Source organism: Actinomadura madurae (assembly GCF_047130825.1).
GTDB lineage: Bacteria > Actinomycetota > Actinomycetes > Streptosporangiales > Streptosporangiaceae > Spirillospora > Spirillospora madurae.
The window spans coordinates 3,710,234-3,735,387 of the sequence record NZ_CP083237.1; the positions used below are offsets into that span (position 1 = coordinate 3,710,234).

The following is a 25,154-nucleotide window of genomic DNA, read 5'->3' on the forward strand; positions in this document are numbered from 1 at the left end:
GATCGTTCAACCACCAATACACCCGATCGCCCGCGCGGCCAAGGGCGCCGTCGCGCCGGTGAGGACGGACGGCCGGCGCGCGAGTGGAACGGCGCGGAGCGGCAATACCCGAGAGGACTCCCCCCGGAGGTGCGCGATGGTGTGGCTCGGACTCGTCCTCGTCGTGGCGGGGGCCGTCCCCGCGCTCACCGCGAGCGGCGACCTCGCCGGCGTCGACCTCACGGTGGCCGGCGCGATCGCGATGGCCGCGGGCGCGGTGCTGCTGGTCGCCGGCATCCTGCGGCTGCGCGGGCGCCGCCGCGCCGGCCCGGGCGGCGCGGCACAGGCCTACTACCGGACGTCCACCGGCAAGATCGTCGCCATGGTCGTCGCGGTCGTCTACATCGTCTCGCCGGTCGACCTGATCCCCGACGTCTTCCTGCCGGTCGGCGTCGTCGACGACGCCACCGCGTTCACCTGGCTGCTGGTCGCGCTCGGCCAGGAGTACACCCGCAGGTCGCGGGCGGCGCGGCGCGCCCGCTGACGCCGCCGTGGGCCGGCGGCGTCAGCGGGCACGGCCCCCGATCACCAGGCCCGGTCGCAGTCGGCGACGCCCTTGACGGCGAAGCCCTGCCCCGAGCTCTGGACGTGGTCCAGGATCCGGTCGTGATTGCGCACGAACGCGGTGTAGGTCGCGTCGTCGTTCATGATCCTGATGACGTTCTCGTCGTTCGCCTCCAGGGACGGCCGGTTGAGGTTGGCGGTCCCGGTGAACACGACCTTGGCCCGCGTGGTGTTCGGGTAGGGCGCCTCGATCAGGAGGTCCTTGGCGTGCACATAGTTCGGGGCCTCGCCGTCGCCCTGCTCGTACGACCACATCCGCACCGGGAGACCGTCCTCGACGGCGGTGGCCAGCGGCGTGCAGGCCGCCTCGTGGATCTTGCGGGCGACGATGCTGACCGTGCAGCCCTGCTTCGCCTTCCGGACGAGCTCCTTGCCCACCTCGCTCCTGGTCAGGGACCAGTTGGCGATGCGGATCGTCCCGGGGCAGCCGGTCGCCTCCAGGGTGTGGACGACGGTGTCGTTCGCGGACAGGTCGCCGTCCACGCGCTCGCGCGGGTAGAAGTAGCTCTTGATGTCGCCGATGGTCGCCGGCGGGTTCGTGTTGTAGTAGTCGAGGTCAGTCCGCATCCGCGCCATGTCCGCGAAATAGCCGGCGTAGCGCTGGAAGAGGGCCGCGTCACCCGTGCGGGTGTACCAGCTGTTCCAGGCGGCGCGGCCGGACGTGCCGTTCAGGTTCGCCGAGCCGGTCGAGACCACGTTCGAGGTCCCCTTGGTCTTGGAGAACAGCACGAACTTGTTGTGCATCGAGCCCGTGCCCTGGCAGGAGTGGTGGTCGGGCGCACCGGCGGCGTCCCGGCAGTAGCGCGCCCACGTGTCGTCGTCGCCGTCGCCGTCGAGTGCCTGCTTGACGCGTGCGAACTGCTGGTTCTCGGTGCCGGGCGCGCCGCCGTCCACCAGGAGCCTGACCTTCACCCCCCGCGACCGCGCGGCGTCGATCAGCGAGTCGGCGATGCCCCCCTCCTCGAACCGGTACGCGGTGAACATGATCGTCGAACCCCGGTCGGCGTTCTGGACCAGGTCGGTGAGGTGATCGACGATCTCGGTTCCGCCCGGGGTGTTGAACGTGGCGGTGGCTGTGATGGCGGCCGTTCCGGCGCGCGGAGGGGCGGCGGCGGACGCGGGGACGGTGAGGCCGGTGGCCGCGAGGATCGCGGCGGCGCCGAGCGTCAGACCACGGGAGCGCATGAGCGGGTCTGCCTTCCTGTTCTGGCGGGGTTCCCTCTGGCTCGCGGGGCGTTCCGGCGGTCGTCCCGGATGGACGGCGGTCCGGCATCCCGATTCTCACCGGCCGCACGGCCCGGCATCAGCCCGGATTCGGCCAACGGGCGACGGTTTCAGGACAACCCGGGGTCCTGCCCTCGATGCGAGAACGTCTCGCGGTACTCGGTGGGGGTGACCCCGGCCGACCGCCGGAAGTGCGTGCGCAGCGCGGCGGCCGAGGGGAAGCCGCAGCGCCGGGCGACCTGGTCGACCGGCAGGTCGCTCGTCTCCAGCAGTTGCTGCGCGCGGATGACGCGCTGGTGGGCCAGCCACTGCGCCGGCGCGCAGCCGGTGATCTCCCGGAACCGGCGGTCGTAGTTGCGCCTGCTCATGTGCGCCCGCCGGGCCAGGGCGGACACGGGCAGTGCCGAGTCCAGGCGGCCGAGCGCCCAGACGATCGTCTCGGCCACCGGGTCGTCCCCGGCGTCGAGTTCGGGGACCGGCGACCGGACGAACTGGGCCTGGCCGCCGTGCCGGTGCGGCGGCACCACCAGCGCCCTGGCCAGCCGGTTGGCGTCCGCGGCGCCCAGCATGGACCGGATGAGGTGCAGCCCGAGGTCGACCCCCGCGGCGCCTCCGCCCGCGGTCAGCACGTCCCCGCCGTCGACGTACAGGACGGCCGGGTCCACCTCGACCGCCGGGTGGAGTTCGGCCAGCCGCGCCGCCAGCAACCAGTGCGTGGTCGCGCGGCGGCCGTCCAGCAGTCCGGCGGCGGCCAGGACGAAGGCCCCGCTGCACAGTCCCGCCACGCGTGCGCCCCGCGCGTGGGCCGCGCGCAATGCCTCCAGGACCGGCTCGGGCGGGCGTTCCGCCCTCGGCTGCGGCAGGTTCGGGACGACGATCAGGTCCGCCGCGCGGATCGCGTCCAGGTCGTGGGGGACGGGGCACGACAGCCCGCCCCCGACGAGCGCGGCGTCCGGCTCACCCGCGACGATCCGCAGGTCCGCACCGGGCAGGACGCCGTAGTGCGCGGCGAGCTCGAACACCCCGGACGCGAAGGACATGCTCCCCAGCAGCGCGCCGTCGAACAGCACCACGACCAGCCTGCGGGGCAGGCCCTCCGCCGCCGTCCGGCTCCGGTTCCCGGCCGTTAACGCTTCCGCCAGCATGTCGGCGCTCGCACCCATCGCCTCTGCATCACCGCCCCGAGCGGAAGACGCGGCCCGCTCCGTCCGTACGGCCTGAGTACCACAGGACGCGGCGATCGAGAAGGAGGAGCTCGCTCCGCGGGACCGGCAGGCCCGGATGAAAGGCGGCGAAAGGCGCCCCACGGAAGCTTCAATACGCGTCCTCAACGGCCTGGTTGGCGTGGTCGGTCAGCAGGGCCCTCCAAGAGGAGAACAGATCCAGTAGAGCGGTGACCTCTGCCCGATCGGCGTCGCGGACGGCACCCAAGACGTCGAGTTCGTTGGCGACGGTCAGTTCGGCGAAGTCCCGGCGCTGCACGGGCGAGATGGAACGTGCGGTCCCGGCGAAGCGATCGGCGAAGGCACCGTCCAACCGGTTCAGGGTCGGATAAGTACCGGCCCGTTCACAACTGCCGTAGAGGTACACGAGCCCCTCGGCCTCCGCCCCGATGACCTCGCGCAATTCCCCGCGCCGGCCGGTGTCACCGAGGGAGGTGGCGAATCCATCGGTTCCGTAGAAGGCGTGGCACAGACCGGCAAGGCCCAGCGCAGGCCGCGCACCCCAGCTGTCCAGGAGGGCATGGACGCGCAGGAGGTGCTCCAGCAGCGTCCCGCCCGGATGCTTGACCGCACGGGCTCCCTTGGCGACCAGCAGTTCCGTCGCCGCCGTTTCTGCCGTCATCCCTCGCTCCCTTCACCGTCCCGTGGACAGCTTGAGATCATCAGAGGCCCTCGTCAATCCCTGGATTTACTGGCGTTGATCCAAGGTCACACTTAGAGCAGATTCGGGCGGTCGATGTGGCATCGTCGCGGTCTCGGGCGGGCAGGGCTTGGCTGTGACCCGAAGCGCGCTGATCGTCATCGACATGCTGAATCCCTACGAGCACCCGGACGCGGGGCCGCTGGCGGAGAACGTCCAGGACATGATCGGCCCGCTCCGCCACCTGCTGGACGTCGCCGGTAAAAACGACGATGTCCTCGTCCTCTACGTGAACGACAACTACGGCGACTTCTCGGCCGACCGGCAGGACCTCATCGAACGGGCGCTGGAAGGGCGGCGGCCCGACCTCGTCGAACCCATCGTGCCGCCGTCCGGCTGCGGCTTCCTGGCGAAGGTCAGGCACAGCGCCTTCTACGGCACCGCGCTGGAGTACGTGCTCTCCCGCGAGAAGGTCGACCAGGTCGTTCTCACCGGTCAGGTCACCGAGCAGTGCGTGCTCTACAGCGCGCTGGACGCCTACGTCCGGCACTTCCAGATCAAGGTCGTCCGGGACGCGGTCGCGCACATTCACGCGGACCTGGGCGACGCGGCCCTCCGCATGATGGAGGAGAACATGCGCGCGGAGATCGTCACGGCCGACCAGTGCTTCTGAGCGGTCGCCGAGCCGGTCAGGAGATCAGGCCGTCGGCGCGTGCTTCGTCGAGGACCCGCTCCGCCTCGCGGGAGTCGAGCATCTCCAGGCCACGGGTCGCCCAGAACTGGAGCGGCTCGTCCATGCTCTCCAGCTCGTCGCGGAACACCTCCAGTGCCTTCGCGGACCGCGCCTCGGCGATGAGCTCCAGCAGCCGGCAGCGCAGGTCGAGGTCCCCCTCCGTCCTGAACTCCGCGATCAGCTCATCGACGTACGCGTCCGCATGCTCCCGCAGGAAGTCGAACGCGTGCTCCCGGACCCGCACGTCCGGCTCCCGCATCTTCCCCATCGCCTGATCGAACCGCCGCCGCGACATACCCCGACCCTACGACCCCCCGCCGACACTCCCGGCCCCGGTCAGGGGGCAGGGGGTTCGTTCAGGGCGGTGGCTATTGCGGCTATCAGGGAGTCGGTGTCGTAGGGGCCGTCGTAGAGGGTTCCGTTGATGAAGAAGGTGGGGGTGCCGCTGACGCCGGCGCGCTCGCCCTTGTCGCGGTCGGACTGGACGCGGTCGCGGTGGCGGTCCAGGTCGGTCCATACCTGGAGGCCGAGCCGGTCGCCGTACTCGGTCAGGTCCGCGTCGGTCAGGGCCAGCTGGTTGTCGAAGAGGATGTCGTGCATCTCCCAGAAGCGGCCCGCGTCGGCGGCGGACTCCGAGACCACGGCCGTGGAGACCGCGTGGGGATGGACCTCGCGCAGCGGGAAGTGCCGGAACACGAAGCGCAACCGGTCGCCCCAGTGTTCCCGGGTCGCCCTGATCGCGTCCTTCGCGCGGCCGCAGTACGGGCACTCGAAGTCGCCGTACTCGATCAGGGTCACGGGGGCGTCGGCGGGGCCGAGGACGTGGTCGCGGGACGTGACGGGCGGCGGCGGCTCGGGCACGAAGTCCGGCTCGGGCGGGGCGGCGCCGGGCGGGGCGCAGACGGCGCCCCGGTTCCAGGCGAGCCGGAAGATCAGCCAGCCGCACGCGGCGGCCAGCAGGGAGCCGGCGATGATCCCGATCTTGGCGTCGCTCTGCAGGGCGGGCTCTCCGGAGAACGCCAGCTCGGTGACGAAGAGGGAGACCGTGAAGCCGATGCCCGACACCGCGGCGCCGCCGAGCAGCTGGCCCCACACCAGGTTCCCGGGCAGGTCGCCCCAGTTGAGCCGGAGCGGGAGCCAGGCCCCGGCCGCGATGCCCGCGAACTTGCCGAGCACGAGGCCGGCGACGATTCCGAGGGTGACCGGGGACGTGGCCGCGGCGCGCAACGCCTCGCCGTCGAGGACGACGCCCGCGTTGGCGAGCGCGAAGATCGGCACGATGACGTAGCTCGTGTACGGGTGCATGCGCAGCTGGAGGCGCTCGTTGACCGACACGGTCCGCCGGACGGTCCGGAGCGCCTCGGTGGCGAGGGCGGGGCTCGGGTCGCGCGACAGGGCCTGGACGATCTCGCTCGCCGCGAGGAGCTTGTACTCGGTCGGCGCGTAGACGGCGACCAGCACGCCGAGGAGCAGGCCGGCCAGGGTCGGGTGGACGCCGCTCGCCAGCATCGCGGCCCACACGCCGACGCCGAGCAGGGTGTAGGCGGGCGCGCGCCAGATCCGCAGCCACCGCAGCGCGACGATCAGCCCGACGAGCACCACCGCGGCCGCCAGCGCGAGCAGCGACAGGTCCTCGGTGTAGAAGACCGCGACCACCAGGATCGCGGCGACGTCGTCGACGACCGCGAGGGTCAGCAGGAACGCGCGCAGCGGCTCGGGGCAGCGCGTGCCGATCACCGCCAGCAGCCCCAGCACGAACGCGGTGTCGCTGGCGATCGGGATGCCCCAGCCGGACGCGCCGGGGCCGCCGGCGTTCAGCGCGAAGTACACCACCGCCGGCAAGATGACGCCGCCGAGCGCGGCCACCGCCGGCACCGCGATGAGGCGCCGGTCGCGCAGCTGCCCGAGCCGGAGCTCGCGGCTGACCTCCAGGCCGATGACGAAGAAGAACAGCGTCATCAGCCCGTCGTTCACCCACTCGCGCAGGGTGAGGGAGAAGCCGTGCTCCCCGAGGGTCACCGCGAGATCGGTGTGCCAGAACTCGTCGTAGGAGTAGCCCAGCGGGAGGTTCGCCCACACCAGGCCGGCGAGCGTCCCGGCGAGGAGCACGCTGGTGCTGCCGGTCTCCGTCGCCAGGAACGCGCGCAGCCCCTCGGGCAGGGCTCTGACGGCGAAGGATCTCTCGGTCACACACGAAGGTTGCCAGATGGGAGGCCGGGTTCCTCGGGCGCCGCGCCTCGCGTGTCTCCCGCACGCGGGACGTCCGGCCGGGAGTTATCACTGTAAGGTGTGAATTTACCGTTGGCGCTCCGCCGCGGATCGCCCGCCCGCCGGTGCGCGGCCACGAGAGGATCGCAGCATGACCAAGGACATCAGCGGCCGGCGCGGGCCGGACGCCCGCCGCCAGGCCATCGCCGACCACGTGCTGTCGGCGGGCTCGGTGACCGCCGGGGAGCTGGCCGAGCGGTTCGGCGTGAGCCTCATGACGATCCACCGCGACCTGGACGAGCTCGAACGGCAGGGCATCGTCCGCAAGTACCGGGGCGGGGTCACCGCGCAGCCGTCGGGCGTGTTCGAGAGCAACGTGGCCTACCGCATGAAGTCGATGCAGGCCGCCAAGGACGCCATCGCCGCGAAGGCCGCCGCCCTGGTGGAGCCCGGCATGGCGGTGATGCTGGACGACTCCACGACCACGCTGGCCCTGGCGCGCCGGCTGACCGGCATCACCCCCCTCACGGTGATCACGAACTTCCTGGAGACCACCAACCTGCTGGCGCGCGAGCGCGGCATCCGCCTGATGGCGCTCGGCGGGGAGTACGACTCGCTGCACGACTCCTTCCTCGGGGTCTCCTGCGTGGACGCCGTCATGGCGCTGCGCGTCGACCTCTGCTTCGTGTCGACCTCGGCCGTCTCCGGCGGGTTCGCCTACCACCAGGAGCAGCACATCGTGTCGGTCAAGCGGGCGATGCTGGAGGCCGCCGCCCGCAACGTGCTGCTGGTGGACCACTCCAAGCTCGCCCGCGTCGCGCTGCACCGGGTGGCGCCGCTGTCGGCGTTCGACCGCGTCATCGTCGACGACGGCGCGGGCGCCGAGGCGCTGCGCGAGCTGGACGAGCACAAGGTCGCCTACGAGATCGCCACCGTCTGACGGCTCCATAACGTGGGATGTTGTTGTTATCTCACCTCGATGTACCCCCCGACGCCGGAGAGCGTTGCTGCGTGCTGACGTTCCAGCACGTCATAACGTGATGCATCTGACATCTTGACTCCCCTCCTCGCTATCTCTAGCCTCCATCTCACACTTGTGGGTGTTAATTCACAGCTTTCGGATGCATCGATCGGGGGAGGCAAGCTCCCCGCCCCGCCCCGGTCGCGAGGAGGACTCATGACATCGTCGATCCGGACGGCGCCCCTCAGCCGCCGCGGCTTCCTCGGCCTGACCGGCGGCGTCGCCGCCCTCGGGGCGCTCGCGGCCTGCGGCGGGACGTCCGGCTCGGGCGGCGGGACGCTGCGGCTGGTCGGGGTCGCCGACCAGCAGAAGCCGCTCGACCTGCTGCTCAAGGAGTACACCGCGGCGAAGTTCAGCACGTCCTACGCCCCCACCGACCAGGTGCAGACCTCGGTGCGCACCCAGCTCGGCGCGGGCAACGCCCCGGACGTGCACGTGGTGTTCCCCGGGAACGGCTCCGCGATGAGCATGGCGCAGATCGCCCAGACGGGCCTGCTGGCCGACCTGAGCGACCAGGCGTGGACCAAGCGCATCCCGGCCGGCCTCACGCCGGCCTTCCAGCTCGACGGCAAGACGTTCCTGTATTCGGCCGGGTCGAGCGTCATCGGCGCCGTCTACAACAAGAAGGCCTTCACGAAGGCGGGCGTCGAGCCTCCCACCACCTGGCAGGGGTTCCTGGACGTCTGCGAGAAGCTGAAGAAGAAGGGCACGGTGCCGATCGCGCTGGGCGCGCAGACCCCGTGGGTCACCCAGCTGATCACGTACGCCCTCGTCCCGTCCACGGTGTACGCGAAGAACCCGAAGTTCGACGAGCAGATGCAGGCGGGCCAGGCGAGCTTCGCGAACTCGGGCTGGGCGGACGCCCTGGACATGTACCTGGAGTTGCAGAAGCGCGGGTACTTCAACGACAACCCCAACGGCACCACCTTCGAGCAGCAGACGTCGATGGTCGCCACCGGCAAGGCCGCGATGGCGATCCAGGTGTCGGCGGTGCTCCCCGACTTCCGCAAGGCCGCCGCGAGCCCCGATGACCTCGCCATGTTCCCGGTGCCGGGCGCGGACGACGCGAACCGGGTCTGGATCCCGGCGGGCGTGGTCGTCGGCCTGGGCGTCAGCGCGCGCAGCAAGAACAAGGACGCCGCCAAGGCGTTCATCGAGTTCCTCGGCGAGCAGAAGAACATGAACCGCTGGGCCGAGGCCGTCGCCTGCGTGCCGCTCAGCCGCGACTCCGGATCGAAGATCGACCCGGTCCTGGAGCCGTTCCTGCCGTTCATCGACGGCAACAAGGCCGTGCCGTTCATGGACCAGGCGTGGCCGAACGCCGAGGTGCAGCCGGCCCACTTCGCGGCGGTGCAGGAACTGCTCGGCGGGAAGACGACCGTCGCGAAGGCGCTGGCCACGCTGGACGAGACCTACCGGAAGAAGTGACCTTGACCTCCACCCTCCGTCCCGCCGCGGCGAAACGGCCCGCCCGGCCGCGCGCCGCGGCCCGCCGGCGGCGGAGCGCCCGCTTCCTCTCGCCGCCGTGGTGGTTCGCGGCGCCCGCCCTGGCCGTCTACGCGCTGGTCGTGCTGTACCCGAGCCTCAGCGGCGTCGTGTACGCCTTCACCGACTGGAACGGGCTGGGCGAGCGCGGCTTCAACGGGCTGGCGAACTTCACCCGGCTGTTCCGGGACGAGGCGGCGCGCGGCTCCCTGATGAACACGCTGGGGCTGACCGTGGCGATCGTGGTCGTCCAGAACGCCATCGGGCTGCTGCTGGCGCTCGGCGTGCACGCCCGGCTGAAGTCCCGGACGGTGCTGCGGGTCGTGTTCTTCGCCCCGGCCGTCGTCAGCCCCGTGATGGTGGCGTTCCTGTGGAAGTACATCTACAACCCGGCGCCCGGCGCCGGGCTCAACGGGATCCTCGGCGCGGTGGGCCTCGGCGGGCTGCGGCAGGACTGGCTGGGCGACCCGTCCCTGGCGCTGTGGTCGGTCGCGGGGATGGTGATCTGGCAGTTCGCCGGGTACTCGATGGTGATCTTCCTGGCCGGGCTGGAGGGGGTGCCGGAGGAGCTGCACGAGGCGGCCATGATCGACGGGGCGGGCCGGTTCCAGCGGTTCCGGAACGTGACGTGGCCGCTGCTGGCGCCCGCGGTCACGATCAACCTGATGCTGTCGACGATCGGCGGCCTCAAGCTGTTCGACCAGGTCTACGCCGCGACGAGCGGCGGTCCGGGGCACGCCAGCGAGACGCTGTCGACGGTGCTGTACAAGCAGGCGTTCGTGTTCGGCAACTTCGGCTACAGCACGTCGATCGCGCTGGTGCTGGCCCTGTTCGTGGCCGCGGTGTCCATGGTGCAGATCCACTACCTGCGAGGACGGGAGGTCACGTGAACGTCCGGTACGGGCTGCGCACGTTCGGGCTGGAGCTGGTGATGATCGCCGCCGCGGTCGCCTTCCTGTTCCCCGTGTACGCCCTGGTCACGCTGTCGCTGAAGGACGAGCGGCAGGTCGCCGAGTCGCCGCTGGCACCGCCCGGGAGCCCGGCGCTGGACAACTACTCCGCGGCGTGGACGCGCGCGGAGCTGGGCCCGGCCCTTATGAACAGCACGGTGATCACGGTGGCGAGCCTGGTGGCGCTGATCGCGCTCGGCTCGTTCGCCGCCTACTTCCTGTCCCGGCGCGCCTCCCGGCTGGGCTACGGGCTGTACGTGCTGTTCCTGCTGGGCATCGTGCTCCCGTTCCAGCTCGGGATGATCCCGCTGTTCAAGCTGGTGGACGGGGCGGGGCTGCTCGGCACCTACCAGGGCATGATCATCTTCTACACCGGGATCCAGCTGCCCTTCACGATCTTCCTCTACACGGGATTCATCCGGGCGCTGCCCGGCGACTACGCGCACGCCGCGCTGATCGACGGCGCCGGCCACGTCCGGGCGTTCACCCGGGTGGTGTTCCCGCTGCTGCGGCCCGTCACGGGCACCGTGCTGATCCTCAACGCGGTGTTCATCTGGAACGACTTCTTCACGCCCCTGCTGTACCTCGGCGGCTCGACCCGGGAGACGGTCCCGGTGCGGATCTTCGCCTTCGTCGGCCAGTACGTCTCGGACAACGGGCTGGTGTTCGCCGGGCTGGTGCTCGCGTCGCTGCCGATCCTGGCCGTGTTCCTGGTGCTCCAGCGGTACGTGATCAAGGGCTTCGCGAGCGGGCTGAAGGGATGATCCCCGGCCGGCTTCGGGCGGTGCTGGACGCGCCGCCCCGCGCCTTCTCCCCCGCCCCGATCTGGTGGTGGAGCGGCGAGCGGCTGGACCGGCGGCGGTTGCGCGGCCAGCTCGAACGCTTCGCCGAGGGCGGCGTGTACAACCTGGTGATCCTCAACCTCGCGCCGTCCGGCCCGATGTTCGGCGCGGACGCCGACGAGCCCGCGTTCTTCACCGGCGCCTGGTGGGAGCTGCTCGACGGGGTGTGCGAGGACGCGGCGGGCCTCGGGGTGTCGCTGTGGTTCTACGACCAGCTCGGCTTCTCCGGCGCCGACCTCCAGGCGCGGCTCGTCCGCGACGTCCCCGAGTTCGCCGGGCGGTGGCTGGAGCCGGACGGCCGGACGGCGCCGCGCGGCTTCGACTACCTGTCGGCGGACGCGTGCGCGGCACTGCTCGACCGCGTCCACGGGGAGTTCGAGCGGCGGCTGGGGCACCGCCTCGGCACCGTGATCGTCGGGTCGTTCCAGGACGAGCTGCCCGCGCTGCCGACCTGGACGCGGGGGTTCGCCGCGGAGTTCGCCGCCCGCCGCGGCTACGACCTGGAGCCGCACCTGCCGTCCCTGTGGAAGGGCGGCGACGTCCTCGCCGGCGACGGGGCGGGCCGGGTCCGCCGCGACTACCACCTCACCCGGGCGGAGCTGGCGGAGGAGGCGTTCTTCCGCCCGCTGGCCGCGTGGCACGCCCGGCACGGCCTCCTGCACGGCTGCGACCAGCAGGATCCGGCCCGCGCCGGGCACCCGGTGGACGGAGTGCGGCTGTACGCCGACTACACCCGGACGCACCGCTGGTTCGGCGCCCCGGGCTCGGACCACCACGGCGACGCGCGGATCCACGCGTCCCTCGCCCACCTGTACGGCCGGGACCGGGTCTGGATCGAGGCGTTCCACTCCAGCGGGTGGGGAGGCACGCTGGAGGAGACCTTCGACTGGCTGCTGCCGTGGCTGCGCGCCGGCGCCACCCTCTACAACCCGCACGCCGTCTACTACACGACCAAGGGCGGCTGGTGGGAGTGGGCGCCGCCCTCCACCGACTGGCGGCAGCCGTACTGGGCCCATCACCGCGTCTTCGCCGACGCGGTCGCGCGGCTGTGCGCGGCGCTGTCGCTGGGCCGCCATGTCTGCGACGTGGCCGTGCTGCTCCCGACCGCGACCGCCCAGGCGGGCACCCGGCTGGACGGTGTGGATCCGTCCGCCGCGCTGGCGCAGGAGACCTACCGGGCGCTGGTGGGCGACATGGCGTGGTTCCAGATGGTTCCCGGTGTCCTGGACCGGCTCCGTGTCGACGCCGACGTCATCGACGACGACTCCGTCCAGCGGGCCACGGTGACCGGGGGACGGCTGGACGTCGCGGGCGAGTCGTACGGCACGGTCCTGCTGCCCGCGTGCACCGTCCTTGAGGGCGAGACCGCGCGGCGGCTGGTCGCGCTGGCCGAGCGCGGCGGCCGGGTGGTGTCCGTCGGGCCGGTGCCCCGGCACGGCGTCGGCGACCCCGCCGCGGGCGCGGCCGTGGCGCGGCTCGCGACGATGGTGGAGACCGTGCCGGACGCCGGTTCCCTCGGGCCGCTGCTGGAGGGCTCCCGGCGGGTGGAGGCCCCGGTGCCCGCCCTCGTCCGCGAGGTCGACGGCGCGACGGTGGTGTTCCTGACGGCGGCGGAGTCCATGGCGAGCCGGGTGTCGGTCGGCCGTCCGGACGAGCGCGGCGCCGACCTGGGCTGGCTCGACGTGACCTACGACTTCGACCCGGGCCGCTATCACCGCGGCATGCGCGTCCGCGTCCACGGTGTCACGGGCCCCGCGCTGCTGGTCGGCCCCTTCGGCGGCCCGCCGCGCACGCTGCCTTCAACCCCGGTGCCGTCGGGGGTGGAGGTCGTCGTCCCGTTCGATGACGGCCCGGCGGCCCTGCTGGTGTTCCCGGGCGAGGCGGGAGGCGAGGAGCCGGAGACGACCGAACGGGGCCCGGAAGAGGAGATCGACCTCGGGTCCACCTGGGACATGGAGCTGGTGCCGACCCTCGACAACACCTGGGGCGACTTCGCCCGCCCGGCCGGTGAGATCGCGCCGGTGGAGCGCTGGCGGCTGTGGCACAGGGCGGAGGACGACCCGTCCGGCGAATGGGCACCGGTGCACGCGACCTTCGGGCCTCACGGGCTGTGGTCCGGACCGGACGGTCAGTGGCGGCCGGTCGTCTACTCCGACTCGCGCGGCATCCGCAAGGACCCGGTCCATCGGGCGGTGCTCGGCCCGAAGGGGCACGTCCCCGAGGAGTTCCTCGACTTCGGCGACGCCGCGGCGGGACGGACGGTGACCCTGCGCGCCCGCGTCACCGTGCCCGGCTCCGGCGGGTTCCCCCTGATCGGCTTCCCCGCCGCCAAGACCCTCACGGCGGACGGGACCGAGATCCCCCTGGACGACCACGGCTACCTGGCCGTGGGACGGGCCCCGCTTCCGCCCGGCGACCACGTCCTGGAACTGCGCCTGGTCCCCGAGACGGACGTGCGGCTCCGCGGCCACCTGTCGGTCGTGACCGATCCCGCCCGCTGCCTGCGGCCGGAGTGGATCACCGCGGCGGGTGCCGCCCGTCCGGGGGCGGAGGTCGTCTTCAGCACCGAACTCCCGCGCGGCACGGGCGCGTCGCTCCTCCAGGTGGCGTCCGCCTCCCCATGCCGGATCCTGGTCGACGGCGCGGAGATCGGACGGCAGGGCGGCTTCGACCCGTACGCCGAGCAGGAGGCTCCACGGGTCGGGCGCTACGCGCTGCCGGACGTCCCCGGGGGACGGCTGACGCTCGTCCTCACCGAGAACGGGAACCCGGCCGCCGCCCTGGTGGACGGCCCGGTCGTGTCGGGCACCGGCTGGCACGCCGCCCGCGACGGCGTACCGGTGCCCGTCGCGCCCAGGCGGGCGCAGTCCGGCGACCCCGCCGCCCTCCACGTGCGGAGGCGCCCGCATCCGCTGCCCGGCGCGCACTGGCTGGAGGACGGCGCGGCCGACGGCACCGTCCTGCCCGCGTCCTTCGCCGTTCCCGGCGCGCCGCCCAGGATCGAGCGGCTGCGGTTCGCGGTGCCGCCCGGCGCGACCCGGATGCGCTTCACCGCGCGGGCCGAGGTCCTCGGCATCTCACTCGACGGGACAGCGCTCGGCATCGCCCACGACGGGACGGGCCGGTTCGATCTCGAACTCCCCGGGCGCGGAAAACCGGCCGGGACCGCCGAGCTGCGCCTGCGGACCCGGCCCGAGCACCGGGACGGCGCGACACTGGCGGGCCCGGTCCGGTTCACGACCGGCCCGGGAGTGATCGAGCTGGGCGACTGGGAGGACGCCGGGCTCGCCGGATACAGCGGCGGCGTCCGCTACCGGCGCGTCCTGGACCTCCCGGCGCGCCCGGAGCGGGCCGTGCTCGACCTCGGCCGCGTCCGCGGCACCGCCGAGGCCATCGTGAACGGGACCCCGGCGGGCGTGCGGATCTGCACCCCGTACACCTTCGACCTCGGCGCCTCGCTGCGCGCCGGCCGCAACGAGATCGAGGTCGTCGTCCACGGAACCCTCGCCCCCTACCTCGACGAGACCAGTCCCACCCACTTCGTGTTCTCCGGGCAGCGGACGACCGGGCTGCTGGGCCCGGTCGTCCTCCGCGTGCCGGCGCGCGCCCCTGGCAGGGGAGCCGGGGTCACTGTCCGAAGAGGGGGAGGATCGCCCTGATCGTCTCGACGACCCCGTAGATCAGCGGGAGGCCGACGATGGTCCAGGAGATGACGAGTCGCGGGACGGCCGGATCGGTGCGGACCTCGTCCGGTGCACTGCCCTCGGTCGACGCCATGGTGGTGCTCCTTCGGGTGGTGGGGCCGGGCCGCGTCAGGTGGCCGGGCTGCGGTCGGGGACGCGGGGTTCGGCCGCGGTGACGTGGTGGCGTTCGGCGACCGGGCTGATGAACAGGTTGGCGGCGAAGCCGATCGCGAGGACGCCGACCATGGTGAACAGGGCGGGCCGGTAGTCGCCGGCGACCAGGGCGCCCGGTTCGCCGCGGGCGTCCAGGAACCGGTTCACGATCAGCGGCCCGGCGATGCCCGCCGCCGACCAGGCGGTCAGCAGCCGGCCGTGGATGGCGCCGACCTGGTAGGTGCCGAACAGGTCGCGCAGGTAGGCCGGGACGGTCGAGAAGCCGCCGCCGTAGAACGAGATGATCAGGGCGGCGAGCGCGATGAAGAACGCGGTGGAGGCGTCCCCGAACAGCGCCAGCAGAATGTAGGCGCCCATCCCGACGCCGAGGTAGCCGATGTAGGTGGGCTTGCGGCCGATGTAGTCCGAGGTCGACGACCAGACGAACCGGCCGGCCATGTTGAACATCGACAGCAGCCCGACGAAGCCGGCCGCCTCGGTCGCCGACACCGAGGTGGAGCCGCCGGAGCGGAAGAAGTCGCTGATCATCGGCCCGGCCTGTTCGAGGATGCCGATCCCGGCGGTGACGTTGCAGAACAGCACCGTCCAGAGCAGCCAGAACTGGGGCGTCTTGATGGCGGACGCGGCGGACACGCTGTTCGCCGTCACCAGCGTCCTGGCCTGCGCCGCCGCCGGGTCGAACCCGGCGGGGCGCCATCCGGGGGCGGGGACCCGGACGTTGAAGACGCCGAGCATCATCACCAGGAAGTAGACGGCGCCGAGCGTGACGAAGAGCCAGGCGACGGCCGCGCCGGACGAGGGGTCGCCGTCCGGGTCGTAGCGGGACAGCAGCTCGCGCGACAGCGGGGAGGCGACCAGCGCGCCGCCGCCGAAGCCCATGATGGCCATGCCGGTCGCGAGGCCCGGCCGGTCCGGGAACCACTTGATCAGCGTCGACACCGGGGAGATGTAGCCGATGCCGAGCCCGATGCCGCCGATGAACCCGTAGCCGATGTAGACGAGCCACAGCTGCTTGGTGGCGATGCCGAGGGCGCCGACGAGGAAGCCGGACGCCCAGAAGCACGCGGCGGTGAACATGGCGCGCCGCGGCCCGACCCGGTCGACCCAGGTGCCCATGACGGCCGCCGAGGCGCCGAGCATGACGATCGCGATGGAGAAGATGACGCCGATCGCGGTGAGGCTGACGTCGAAGTGCTTGACGAGGGCGGTCTTGTAGACGCTGGTGGCGTAGGCCTGCCCGATGCAGAGGTGGACGGCCAGGGCCGCGGGCGGGATCAGCCAGCGGTTGTAGCCCGGTTTCGCGACGGTGTGCCGCTGGTCGAGGAAGGAGAGCGCCACGCGGGCCTCCAGGGGGTCGGGAAGCGTTTTCACAACAGATCGTGCACCCCGATAGGGAAGAACATAATCACCGGACGTGCTACTTGAACAGGCCCAAGCGCAGCTGACCTGTTGAATTTGCCGAACGGCGTTCTGCTCGCCCTTCCCGCCTCTCTTGCATTGTGCAACGTTCAGCGCGTATCTTGGCCAAGTGGACAAGGCGACTGGACAAGGCACTCGGCCAAGCAGTGCCGAGCAGGGAGCGGCCACCCGCGCGGCGATCCTCACGGCGACGGCCGCGCTGATCGGCGAGCTGGGGTGGGGGCAGGTCACCATGCGGGCGATCGCGGCTCGGGCCGGGGTCCCGCACGGGGCGATCAGCTACCACTTCCAGGGCAAGGACGACCTGCTGCGGCAGGCCGCGATCGCCGGGACCCTCCAGGCTCTGGCGGAGCCGCTGGCGATGGCGCAGGCGGCCGGCGACGTCCGGGAGATGTTCGAGGGCACCCTCGGCTGGTTCGCCGGCGGCGGCCTCGAGGACCCGTCCGTGGCGCTGCTGCTGGAGACGGTGCGCCAGTCCTCGCGGGATCCGTCCCTGCGCGAGCCCCTCGCCACCGAGATGCGCGGGTTCCGGGTCGCGCTCACCGAGCTGGTCCGGCGGGACCAGGAGCGGGGCGCCGTCACCGCGGCCCCGCCCGCGTCCGGGACGGCCACGGTGGTCGCGGCACTGCTGGACGGGCTGCTGCTGCACCTGATCCTCGACCCCGAGCTCGATCTGCAGGGCGCGGCCGAGGCCGTGCGAACCCTCCTGAGAGGCGGATGATGGGACGACGACGCTGGGGCACCCTCATGGCCGAGCACCGCCGGCTGGTGATCACCACCTGGATCGTGGTGCTGATCGCGTGCGGGGTGAGCTTCCCCTTCCTCTTCAAGCAGCTCAAGGCACCCAACTACGGCGTGGAGGGCGCCCAGTCGACGCGGGCCGCCGAACTGGTGGAGCGGCACTTCGCCGGCCAGGGCGACGAGCAGGACGTCATCGTCTTCGACAGCGCGCGAGGGCCGATCACCGACCCGGCCCGCAAGGCCGTCGTGCAGAAGGTGGTGGCGCAGGCCCGCCAGGAGACGGGCGTGGTCACCGTCATCGGGCCGTTCGACCCGCAGGCCAAGGGCCAGGTGTCCCCCGACGGCCGCGCCGCCCTCGCGATCGTCGGCCTCAAGGGCGAGGCCAAGGACCTGCCCTCGCGGGCGGGCGACCTCCAGGACGCCGTCGGCAAGGCGGACGGGCAGGGCGTGGCGGCCTACCTGACCGGCTTCTCCCCCATCACCAACGACCAGACGATCGTGGAGACCGCGGACGCCGAGCGGGCCGAGGCGGTCGGGATGCCGATCGCGTTCGTGGTGATGGTCATCGCGTTCGGCGCCGTGACGGCGGCCGTGCTGCCGATGCTGCTGTCGGTGGCGGGCCTCGTCCTGACGTTCGGCGCCATCTACCTGCTGTCCTTCGGCTTCCACTTCGACGCGTTCCTGCTGACGATCGTCACGATGATCGGCACGGGCATCGGCATCGACTACGCCATGTTCATCGTCAGCCGGTTCCGGGAGGAGCTGGCCAGGCGGGGCGTGACCCGGGGCGGCCCGCGGCGGGACGCGGAGATCGCCGAGGCCGCCGGGGTGGCGGTCGCGACGTCCGGGCGGACCGTGCTGTTCTCCGGCGTCGTCGTCGCGATCTCGGTGTGCTCGCTGTACATCATGGACGCCCCCGTCTTCCGGGAGATCTCCACCGGCGTGCTGCTCTCGGTGATCTGCACGCTGATCGCCGCGCTGACCCTGCTGCCCGCCGTCCTCGCGGCGCTCGGGCCGCGGGTGGACGCCGGTTCGCTGCCCGAGCGCTGGCGGCCGGCCGACACCCGGTCGGGCGCGCGGGCCGAGCACGGGCCCTGGGCGCGGTGGGCCCATCTGGTGATGCGCCGTCCCGTCGTCTTCGGCGTGGTCGCCGCGGCCCTGCTGGTCGCCGCCGCGATTCCCGTGACGGGCCTGAAGTACGGCATCGACCTCGGCACCGCCTCGCTGGACGGGCGCCCGACCGCCAAGGCCCAGGCCGTCCTCGAACGCTCGTTCAGCGCGGGCGCGGTGTCGCCGGTGCAGGTCGTGGTCACCGGACCGGACGGCGCCGCCCTCGACTCCGCGGGGCAGCGCAACGCCGCGCAGCTCGCGGCCCTCATCGGCAAGGACAAGCGGGTCGCCGGCGTGGAGACCGTGCCCGGGTCCGGACGGGTGCTGATCAACGCCGTCCCCACGGTGCCCATCGACTCCACGCAGGCCACCGACCTCGTCAGGGACATCCGGCACGACATCGCCCCCCGGACCGCGGCGGGCCAGGAGGTGCTCGTCGGCGGCGCCACCGCCACCTTCGTCGACCTCTCCGAGGAGACCACGGGCAAGCTGCCCTACGTCATGGCGCTGGTGCTCGGCCTGTCGCTGCTGTTCCTGCTCGTGGTGTTCCGCAGCGTCGCGCTGCCGATCAAGGCGGTCGCGATGAACCTGCTCGTCACGGCGGCGGCCGTGGGCCTCACCGTCGCGGTGTTCCAGCACGGCCACGGTGAGAGCCTGCTCGGCTTCCAGAGCGTCGGGTTCCTGCAGGTGTACCTGCCCATCACCGTGTTCGTCCTGCTGTTCGGCCTCTCGATGGACTACGAGGTGTTCCTCATCCGCCGGATGAAGGAGGCGTGGGAGGACGGCCACGACAACGCCGCCGCCGTCGCCGCCGGGATCGAGCACACCGCCCGTCCCATCGCGGCCGCAGCGGCGATCATGGTGGCGGTGTTCGGCGGCTTCATGACCGCCGGGATCCTGGAGCTGAAGGAGTTCGGCCTCTCGCTGTCGGTCGCGATCGCGCTGGACGCCACGCTGGTGCGGCTGGTGCTCGTCCCGGCGCTGATGCGGCTGTTCGGCGACTGGAACTGGTGGCTGCCCGGGAGGTTCGGCGGGCGGCTGCCGCGGGCCGGCGTGGAGGGGGTGCATCCGCCCGCCGGGCAGCATCTCCCCGGCTGACGGGCCGGAGACCGAGACGGAGCTCGAAACGTTCTCCGACCGGCGCGGGCGTCCACCCCGCGGGCGCCCGCGCCGCCCTCCCGGGAGGTGCCGGATGCATTCAGCGGACAAGACGGCGCGAACCGAGATCTGCGACCAGGCACTGCGCCTGTTCGCCGCGAACGGCCCCGACAACGTCGGCCTGCGGCAGGTCGCCGCGGCGGCGGAGGGGGTTCCTCGGCCGCGACCCGCTCGACCCCGAGGAGGCGGCGCGCCGGGCGCGGGTGGGCGCCGACGTCCACCGCGACGGCATCCGTGCGGGGATCCCGTGACGCGGGGTCAGGGCGTGCGGGGTCAGAGCGCGCGGCAGGCCACCGCGGCGGGGCGCCGGGGGGACGCCGGGAACGCGGCGGCGGGGTGCCCGAGCCGCGCCGCGAAGAACACGCGGCCGGGCAGGCAGAACCGCCGCTGGAGGGCGAGGCGGAGGTCGTCGTGCTGGATCACGATGCTGATCGGGTGCAGGACGAGGCCGGCGCCGGTGGCGTCCAGCCAGTAGTCCGCGAGCGCCCCCGCGGCCGACAGCACGTCGGGCAGCTCGGGGTCCGCCACCGGCAGGCCCATCAGGACGATGACCGGTGAGCGGCGCACGACGGCCGCGAGCCGCCCGGCGAGGAAGCGCGGGTAGCCGATCCGGCTCAGGGCGGCCATGACGGCCGGGGCCAGCGCGAGCCGCATGGCCCAGCGGTCGTGCGCGGGCAGCGGCCCGAACAGGTGCTCCGGGGTGAACCCGTCGCCGCGGGCGGACGCGGCGCCCGCGCTCCAGCGGATGAACGAGTGGGTCTCCCGCCAGGCGCCGCCGTGCGCGAAGTCGCGCCCCCCGTGGCCGGCGACGAACCCGGCGAACCGGGACCGTTCCGGCCAGGACCGCAGATGCCTGACGGCGACCGGCAACGCGTCCCCGTCCCCCCGGTGGCGGGCGAGCGAGGCGAGCACCTCCGGGTCGACCGCGTCGGGACGGAACGGCGCCCGGTTGGTGTGGCGGTGCCGGGCGAGGCGGGCGAGGGCGCCGAGCGCGCCGTCCGGCTCCCCGTCCCGGCGGAACTCGGCGGCGCACAGCGGCTCCCACGTGCGGGGCAGCCCGAGCCCGGACGGGGGCGCCTCCCGCGGGAAGACCTGCGACCGCACCCGCGTCCATCCCTGCGCCGCCAGGGCGCGCTCCAGGAAGCGCCAGTACAGGCCGCAGCTCAGCTCCATCTCCAGGGCGTGCGCGGGCAGTGCGCCGAGCCGGCGCTCGCGGTCGGCGGCCAGGACGAGGAACTCCCCGCCGGCCTCCGGTGCGGCGCCGAGAGCGGCCGAGACCGCCGCGCGGGCCGGCGGGCTCGCCATCCGCGCGAGGCCCCAGGGCTGGCAGTTGTGCGACGACGGGCTCAGGGCGGCGATGTCCAGCGCCGCGGACAGGGCGTCAGCGAACGCGGGGGCGAGCGTCCCGGTCAACGGTCGACGTCGGGCGGGAGCAGGAACGGGTACGTCCGGCGCCGGATCCGGTTGTGCCAGAACCGGTCGGCCTTCCGCAGCCGCTGGATCAGCTCCCACATCCGCGCGTCCTCCTTGTAGTAGGCGGCGACCTCCTCCGCGGTGATGGGCTCGTCCAGGCGCTCGGCCGCCTGCTCCAGGAACACCGGGACGAGGTGCCCGAGCCGCTCCTTGTGCAGGTTGCCGAGGAAGTCCAGCACCGCCCCCCGGGGCGAGTAGAACTTCTCGAAGATCGACTTCGTCATCGAGATCCGGACGGCGTCGCGCAGCGCCCACGGCAGCGAGGTGAAGAACAGTTTCACGTCGAGCCGCTCCCGGCCGCGGCCGTCCCGCATCAGCGGGGTGGTGATGTCGAGGTACACCAGCTCCCCGCCGACGTCGGTCCAGTTGGACGCCTGCGCGTCGAGCCCGAGGTCGGGCACGACGACACGGTCGACCGTGTCGAGGAACCGCTTGAAGAAGCCGCGCGCCCACTCCTCGTTCTCGGTGTGCAGCAGCGTCGAGCACAGGCGCTCGCCCGGCAGCTCCTCCTGGACGCAGTAGGCGACGATCAGGCCGGAAGGGCGTGCCTGGTGCCACAACCTGGTGTCGGCCACCTTCAGTCCCCGCTCACCGAGCCGGGACAGGTAGGCGTCCAGCAGCCTGCGGTACCGGTCGAACCGCTGCCGGGACGGGAAGACGGGGAGCCGCTTGCAGGCGAACGACCCCGCGCCGGTCTCCAGCCGGAGGACCAGGGTGACCTCGCCGTAGCCGAGCACATCGAGGGCGGTGGCGTCGGTTGTGGCGAGCGCCCGCTGGACGCCGCGCTCCAGCCGCAGCAGTTCCTCGTGCGGGACGGTGAACGCCATGGGCTCAGAACTCCCCGTCGAGTCCGTCGTCGGCGGCCCGCGCGGAGCGGAGCCGGATCACCAGCGCGACCGCGGCGAGGACGGCGACGATCCCGAAGACACGGCGAAGGTTCATCTGTTCTCTCCCTGTGTGCGTTCTCTGTGTGTTGGGTTCTGTGCGCGGACACGGATTGGCGCCCGGTCTAGGCGCCGGTGAAGACGAGGACGGCGTTCTGCCCGCCGAACCCGAACGAGTGGCTGACCGCGACCTCGATGGCGCGGGGGCGCGGCGCGCCGGCCACCACATCGATGTCGATCTTCGGGTCGGGGTCGTCGTGGTTGGCCGTGGGCGGCACCGTGGCGTGCTCGATCGCGAGGACGGTGAGCGCGGCCTCGATCGCCCCGGCCGCGCCGAGCGTGTGCCCGACGACGCCCTTGGCCGAGGTCACGGCGGGCGCCTCGCCGAACAGGTCGCGGACGACGGCCGCCTCCGCCGCGTCGTTGAGCGGCGTCGAGGTGCCGTGCGCGTTGACGTGGCCGACGTCCCCGGGCTCCGCGCCGGCCTCCGCCAGCGCGTCCCGCACGGCGCGGCGGACCTGGGTGCCCTCCGGGTCGGGGGCGGTCATGTGGTGGGCGTCGGCGGTGGCCCCGTACCCGGCGAGCCGCGCGCGGATCCGCGCGCCCCGGGCGCGCGCGGCGACGGCGCGTTCCAGGACGAGAACGCCGCTGCCCTCGCCGATGACGAAGCCGTCCCGCCCGGCGTCGAAGGGCCGGGAGGCCGCCGCCGGGTCGGCGGTCCGCCGGGAGAGCGCGCCCATCCGCGCGAACCCGGCGACCATCAGGGGCGTCACCGGTGCCTCGGTGCCGCCCGCGATGATCACGTCGCAGTCGCCGCGCTGGAGCAGCCGCATCGCGACGCCGATGGCGGTGGCGCCGGACGCGCATGCGGTGGCGGTCACCAGGTTCGGGCCGGTGGCGCCGAACTCCATGGCGAGGTGACCGGCCACCATGTTGGGCACGATCAGCGGGATGAGCAGCGCGGACACCGCCCGCGCGCCGCGTCCGAGCAGCCGCTCGTGCTCCCGGCACGCCGAGGTGTACCCGCCGGCCCCGTTGCCCATGACGACGCCGACCCGCGCACCGTCCCACGTCGCGGGGTCGAGGCCGGCGTCGGCGACCGCCTCGCGGGCGGCCGGGATCGCGAACTGGACGTGCCTGTCGTGCATGAGGGAACTGCGCCGGCCGACGTGCTCGGCGGGCGAGAAGCCCGGGACGGCGCAGGCGATGTCGACGGGCAGGCCCGCGAGCCGGGGGGCGGTGGCGGCGGTGGACCGTCCCGCGCAGACGCCGTCCCAGGTCGGGGCCGTGCCGATGCCGGCCGGGGTGACCAGGCCGATGCCGGTGACGGCGATCTCACTCATGGTGTTCCCCTCCGGTAGGGACGTCGAGCCGCGGCCAGCGCAGTGTGACCGAGCCCCAGGCGAGGCCGCCGCCGAACGCGGTGAGCAGGATCCGGTCCCCTTCCCGCAGCCGGCCCTCGGTGTGACCCTGGTCGAGCGCGAGCGGGATGGAGGCGGCGGCGGTGTTGCCGACGTCGGCGATGTTGCTCAGCGCCCGTTCGCGCGGCAGGCCGAGCTCGTCGGCGAGATGGTCGGTGATCCGCTGGTTCGCCTGGTGGCAGACCAGGTGGTCGAGGTCGCCCGGGCTCCAGCCGGCCCGGTCGAGCGCCGCCTCCGACGACCGGGCCATCTGCCGCACGGCGCGCCGGAACACCGACTTGCCGGCCATCGCGAAGTAGTGGTCGCGCGGTCCGGGCTCGGTGCCGGACAGCCGCTGCCGCGACCCGCCGGCCCGGACCGTGATGAGGTCGGCGCCGCCGCCGTCGCTGCCGAGATCGAACGGGCCGAGCGCGCCGGGCTCGTCCGGCTCTCCGGGGCGCAGCACCACCGCGCCCGCGCCGTCGCCGAAGATGACGGAGGTGGCCCGGTCGCCGGGGTCGAGGATGCTGGAGAACACGTCGGCGCCGATCACCACCACCCGCCCGGCGATGCCGGCGCTGATCAGCCCGGTCCCGGCGGCGAGCGCGTAGACGAACCCGCTGCACACCGCGGCCACGTCGAACGCGGCGGCGGACCACAGGCCGAGGCGCGTCGCGACGTCGGGCGCCGTGCCGGGGCACGGGCGGTCCGGGGTGGCGGTCGCGAGGACGACCGCGTCGGCCGGGTCGCCGCCCGCGGACTTCAGGGCGCGGGCGCCGGCCTCGACCGCCAGGTCGGAGACGGCCGTCCCGGGGGACGCGACGTGGCGGCGGCCGATCCCCGTGCGGGTGCGGATCCACTCGTCGGAGCTGCCGAGCCGCTCCGCGAGCTCGGCGTTCTCCACCACCCGCGGCGGGAGCCGGCCGCCGATCCCTGCCACGACCGCGGTCCCCATGGGGGCACCTCCTGCCGGATCGCCGGGTCACCTGGACGGTGTCCACCTTGCAGCCGGACGCTGACCGTGCCGCTGACGAGCCGCTGACGAGCCGCCCCGCCGGCGGCCGCCCCATGACAGGCGAGGGCCCGGCCGCCCGGACGAGCGTCCGGGGGCCGGGCCCCGTGCCTTCTCAGCCCGCCGCCGACGCGCGGCGGACCCGCAGCACCGCGTCCGGCGACTCCAGGATCGCGTGCTGGCCGAGGATGTGCCCGTACAGCCGCTGGAGGGACCGGCCGGGCTGGACGCCCAGCTCCTCGTCGAGCCGCGCCCGCGTCCGGTGGAACAGGTGCAGCGCCTCGGACTGCCGTCCCGACCGGTAGAGGGCGAGCATCAGCAGCTCGCAGAGCCGCTCCCTGGTGGGGTGGGAGGCGACGAGGCGCTGCAGCTCCGCGATGGCCTGCCGCTCCTCGCCGAGGAGCAGCCGCGCGCTGACGAGGTCCTCCCAGGCCCCGAGCCGCCGCTCCTCCAGCAGCGCCGCGGCGCCCTGGCAGCGGCGTCCGGTCCGGGTGTGCAGCAGGGCCGGACCGGTCCAGAGGGCGAGGCCGGCCTGCAGCAGGTCGCGGGCGCGGGAGGGATCGTCGGTGAGCAGCGCCACCGCCCGCGCAGTACGGTCGAGGAAGCGGTTTCCGTCTACGAATTCGCGGGGAATATCGAGAACGTAACCGTTGCAGACGGCGCGCAGCGGAAGCTCGGTGCGGGCGCGTTCCGCGCAGCAGTCCAGGATTCTCCTGATCCGGGTGGCGTGCGCCTGCAACGCATTACGCGGATTACGAAGATCCTCTCCGGGCCACAGTTCTTCGGACAGTTCATCGTGGGAGACCGTCCGGCCGGCCTCCAGCGCGAGCGTCGCGACCATGGCGCGTACCTTGCCGGCCCGCAGTTCGGTACGGGATCGCTGGACGACGATGGAGACGGTGCCCAGCAGGTCGATGCCCACACCGTCCCCGTGGGCGGCGCCGGCCGGTCGGCCGGCGCGCTGCCCCAGAGTGTCAACAGTCATCATCACCCTTGACATTGAGCGGAGAACGTTCTTTGGCATGACGGCCCCGCGGGGTGTTCAGGGGTGTTCATCCGTGCGTCATCGAGACGAATCTCCCCCGTACAAAGGCCGAACAACTGTTCAGCGGCAAGTCTTACAGACCGGGCGCCGCTCCCGCCATCCATCCGGTGGCCATTCTCTTCTCAA

21 protein-coding genes are annotated in these 25,154 nt (G+C 72.8%); 9 read left to right on the forward strand and 12 right to left on the reverse strand.

From position 1 onward, the window contains the following. Positions 1 to 136: 136 nt before the first annotated feature. Positions 137 to 523: a YkvA family protein gene (locus tag K8Z49_RS16745; RefSeq protein ID WP_075024816.1), complete on the forward strand. Its 387-nt coding sequence runs from the start codon at positions 137 to 139 to the stop codon at positions 521 to 523. A 41-nt stretch (positions 524 to 564) separates the two neighbouring features. On the opposite strand, the gene K8Z49_RS16750 is transcribed toward K8Z49_RS16745, so the two are convergent. The 3 genes from K8Z49_RS16750 to K8Z49_RS16760 form a co-directional block, all read right to left on the reverse strand. Further along, positions 565 to 1,788 (reverse strand): phospholipase D-like domain-containing protein, encoded by a 1,224-nt coding sequence (locus tag K8Z49_RS16750; RefSeq protein WP_412519583.1) that lies wholly within the window; start codon positions 1,786 to 1,788, stop codon positions 565 to 567. A gap of 149 nt (positions 1,789 to 1,937) precedes the next feature. Continuing rightward, a complete protein-coding gene (locus K8Z49_RS16755; RefSeq protein ID WP_052357452.1) occupies positions 1,938 to 2,867 on the reverse strand; it encodes a GlxA family transcriptional regulator in 930 nt (309 codons plus the stop codon). A gap of 274 nt (positions 2,868 to 3,141) precedes the next feature. Continuing rightward, on the reverse strand, positions 3,142 to 3,672 hold the full coding sequence (locus tag K8Z49_RS16760) for a DUF6817 domain-containing protein (RefSeq protein ID WP_412519585.1): 531 nt from the start codon (positions 3,670 to 3,672) through the stop codon (positions 3,142 to 3,144). A 154-nt stretch (positions 3,673 to 3,826) separates the two neighbouring features. Between K8Z49_RS16760 and K8Z49_RS16765 the strand changes: the two genes are divergently transcribed. After that, positions 3,827 to 4,363 (forward strand): cysteine hydrolase family protein, encoded by a 537-nt coding sequence (locus K8Z49_RS16765; protein ID WP_075024813.1) that lies wholly within the window; start codon positions 3,827 to 3,829, stop codon positions 4,361 to 4,363. 16 nt (positions 4,364 to 4,379) lie between these two features. Here the strand turns inward: K8Z49_RS16765 and K8Z49_RS16770 are convergent, their stop codons facing one another. After that, positions 4,380 to 4,718: a hypothetical protein gene (locus K8Z49_RS16770; RefSeq protein ID WP_021593782.1), complete on the reverse strand. Its 339-nt coding sequence runs from the start codon at positions 4,716 to 4,718 to the stop codon at positions 4,380 to 4,382. A 41-nt stretch (positions 4,719 to 4,759) separates the two neighbouring features. Beyond that, positions 4,760 to 6,613 (reverse strand): Na+/H+ antiporter NhaA, encoded by a 1,854-nt coding sequence (gene nhaA / locus K8Z49_RS16775; protein ID WP_412519587.1) that lies wholly within the window; start codon positions 6,611 to 6,613, stop codon positions 4,760 to 4,762. A gap of 169 nt (positions 6,614 to 6,782) precedes the next feature. On the opposite strand from nhaA, the gene K8Z49_RS16780 reads away from it, so the two are divergent. The 5 genes from K8Z49_RS16780 to K8Z49_RS16800 all read left to right on the forward strand — a co-directional run bounded on the left by K8Z49_RS16780 (position 6,783) and on the right by K8Z49_RS16800 (position 14,588). Continuing rightward, positions 6,783 to 7,571 carry a DeoR/GlpR family DNA-binding transcription regulator gene (locus tag K8Z49_RS16780; protein WP_021593780.1) on the forward strand — a complete coding sequence of 263 codons (789 nt, stop codon included), beginning with the start codon at positions 6,783 to 6,785 and terminating at the stop codon, positions 7,569 to 7,571. A gap of 237 nt (positions 7,572 to 7,808) precedes the next feature. After that, on the forward strand, positions 7,809 to 9,080 hold the full coding sequence (locus K8Z49_RS16785; RefSeq protein ID WP_111829945.1) for an ABC transporter substrate-binding protein: 1,272 nt from the start codon (positions 7,809 to 7,811) through the stop codon (positions 9,078 to 9,080). A 2-nt stretch (positions 9,081 to 9,082) separates the two neighbouring features. Next, positions 9,083 to 10,027, forward strand: coding sequence for a carbohydrate ABC transporter permease (locus K8Z49_RS16790; RefSeq protein ID WP_033331525.1), 945 nt, complete (start codon positions 9,083 to 9,085; stop codon positions 10,025 to 10,027). Then, entirely contained in the window at positions 10,024 to 10,851 is an 828-nt protein-coding gene (locus tag K8Z49_RS16795) for a carbohydrate ABC transporter permease (RefSeq protein WP_021593777.1), read from the forward strand. Before K8Z49_RS16790 ends, K8Z49_RS16795 begins: the two co-directional genes overlap by 4 nt. Next, positions 10,848 to 14,588 (forward strand): glycosyl hydrolase, encoded by a 3,741-nt coding sequence (locus K8Z49_RS16800; RefSeq protein WP_412519591.1) that lies wholly within the window; start codon positions 10,848 to 10,850, stop codon positions 14,586 to 14,588. Before K8Z49_RS16795 ends, K8Z49_RS16800 begins: the two co-directional genes overlap by 4 nt. Here the strand turns inward: K8Z49_RS16800 and K8Z49_RS16805 are convergent. Further along, on the reverse strand, positions 14,557 to 14,706 hold the full coding sequence (locus K8Z49_RS16805; RefSeq protein WP_412519593.1) for an MFS transporter small subunit: 150 nt from the start codon (positions 14,704 to 14,706) through the stop codon (positions 14,557 to 14,559). The genes K8Z49_RS16800 and K8Z49_RS16805 overlap by 32 nt on opposite strands. 35 nt (positions 14,707 to 14,741) lie before the next feature. Beyond that, positions 14,742 to 16,157: an OFA family MFS transporter gene (locus tag K8Z49_RS16810; RefSeq protein WP_021593773.1), complete on the reverse strand. Its 1,416-nt coding sequence runs from the start codon at positions 16,155 to 16,157 to the stop codon at positions 14,742 to 14,744. A 157-nt stretch (positions 16,158 to 16,314) separates the two neighbouring features. On the opposite strand from K8Z49_RS16810, the gene K8Z49_RS16815 reads away from it, so the two are divergent. Together K8Z49_RS16815 and K8Z49_RS16820 are read left to right on the forward strand one after the other, a co-directional pair. Continuing rightward, positions 16,315 to 16,926, forward strand: a complete 612-nt coding sequence (locus tag K8Z49_RS16815) for a TetR/AcrR family transcriptional regulator (RefSeq protein ID WP_021593772.1) — start codon at positions 16,315 to 16,317, stop codon at positions 16,924 to 16,926. After that, the gene (locus K8Z49_RS16820) at positions 16,923 to 19,154 is read left to right on the forward strand and encodes an MMPL family transporter (protein ID WP_412519595.1); all 2,232 of its coding nucleotides are present in this window, start codon (positions 16,923 to 16,925) and stop codon (positions 19,152 to 19,154) included. The genes K8Z49_RS16815 and K8Z49_RS16820 overlap by 4 nt, the downstream gene beginning before the upstream one ends. A gap of 333 nt (positions 19,155 to 19,487) precedes the next feature. Here the strand turns inward: K8Z49_RS16820 and K8Z49_RS16825 are convergent, their stop codons facing one another. The 5 genes from K8Z49_RS16825 to K8Z49_RS16845 form a co-directional block, all read right to left on the reverse strand. Beyond that, positions 19,488 to 20,627 (reverse strand): hypothetical protein, encoded by a 1,140-nt coding sequence (locus K8Z49_RS16825; protein ID WP_412519597.1) that lies wholly within the window; start codon positions 20,625 to 20,627, stop codon positions 19,488 to 19,490. Then, positions 20,624 to 21,514: a DUF6206 family protein gene (locus tag K8Z49_RS16830; protein WP_021593769.1), complete on the reverse strand. Its 891-nt coding sequence runs from the start codon at positions 21,512 to 21,514 to the stop codon at positions 20,624 to 20,626. The genes K8Z49_RS16825 and K8Z49_RS16830 overlap by 4 nt, the downstream gene beginning before the upstream one ends. A gap of 182 nt (positions 21,515 to 21,696) precedes the next feature. Beyond that, complete coding sequence (locus K8Z49_RS16835; RefSeq protein WP_412519599.1) at positions 21,697 to 22,914, reverse strand: beta-ketoacyl-[acyl-carrier-protein] synthase family protein; 1,218 nt, start codon at positions 22,912 to 22,914, stop codon at positions 21,697 to 21,699. Next, positions 22,907 to 23,926, reverse strand: coding sequence for a beta-ketoacyl-ACP synthase III (locus K8Z49_RS16840; protein ID WP_111829952.1), 1,020 nt, complete (start codon positions 23,924 to 23,926; stop codon positions 22,907 to 22,909). Before K8Z49_RS16840 ends, K8Z49_RS16835 begins: the two co-directional genes overlap by 8 nt. 172 nt (positions 23,927 to 24,098) lie before the next feature. Then, positions 24,099 to 24,971: an AfsR/SARP family transcriptional regulator gene (locus K8Z49_RS16845; RefSeq protein ID WP_412519602.1), complete on the reverse strand. Its 873-nt coding sequence runs from the start codon at positions 24,969 to 24,971 to the stop codon at positions 24,099 to 24,101. Positions 24,972 to 25,154 lie beyond the last annotated feature (183 nt).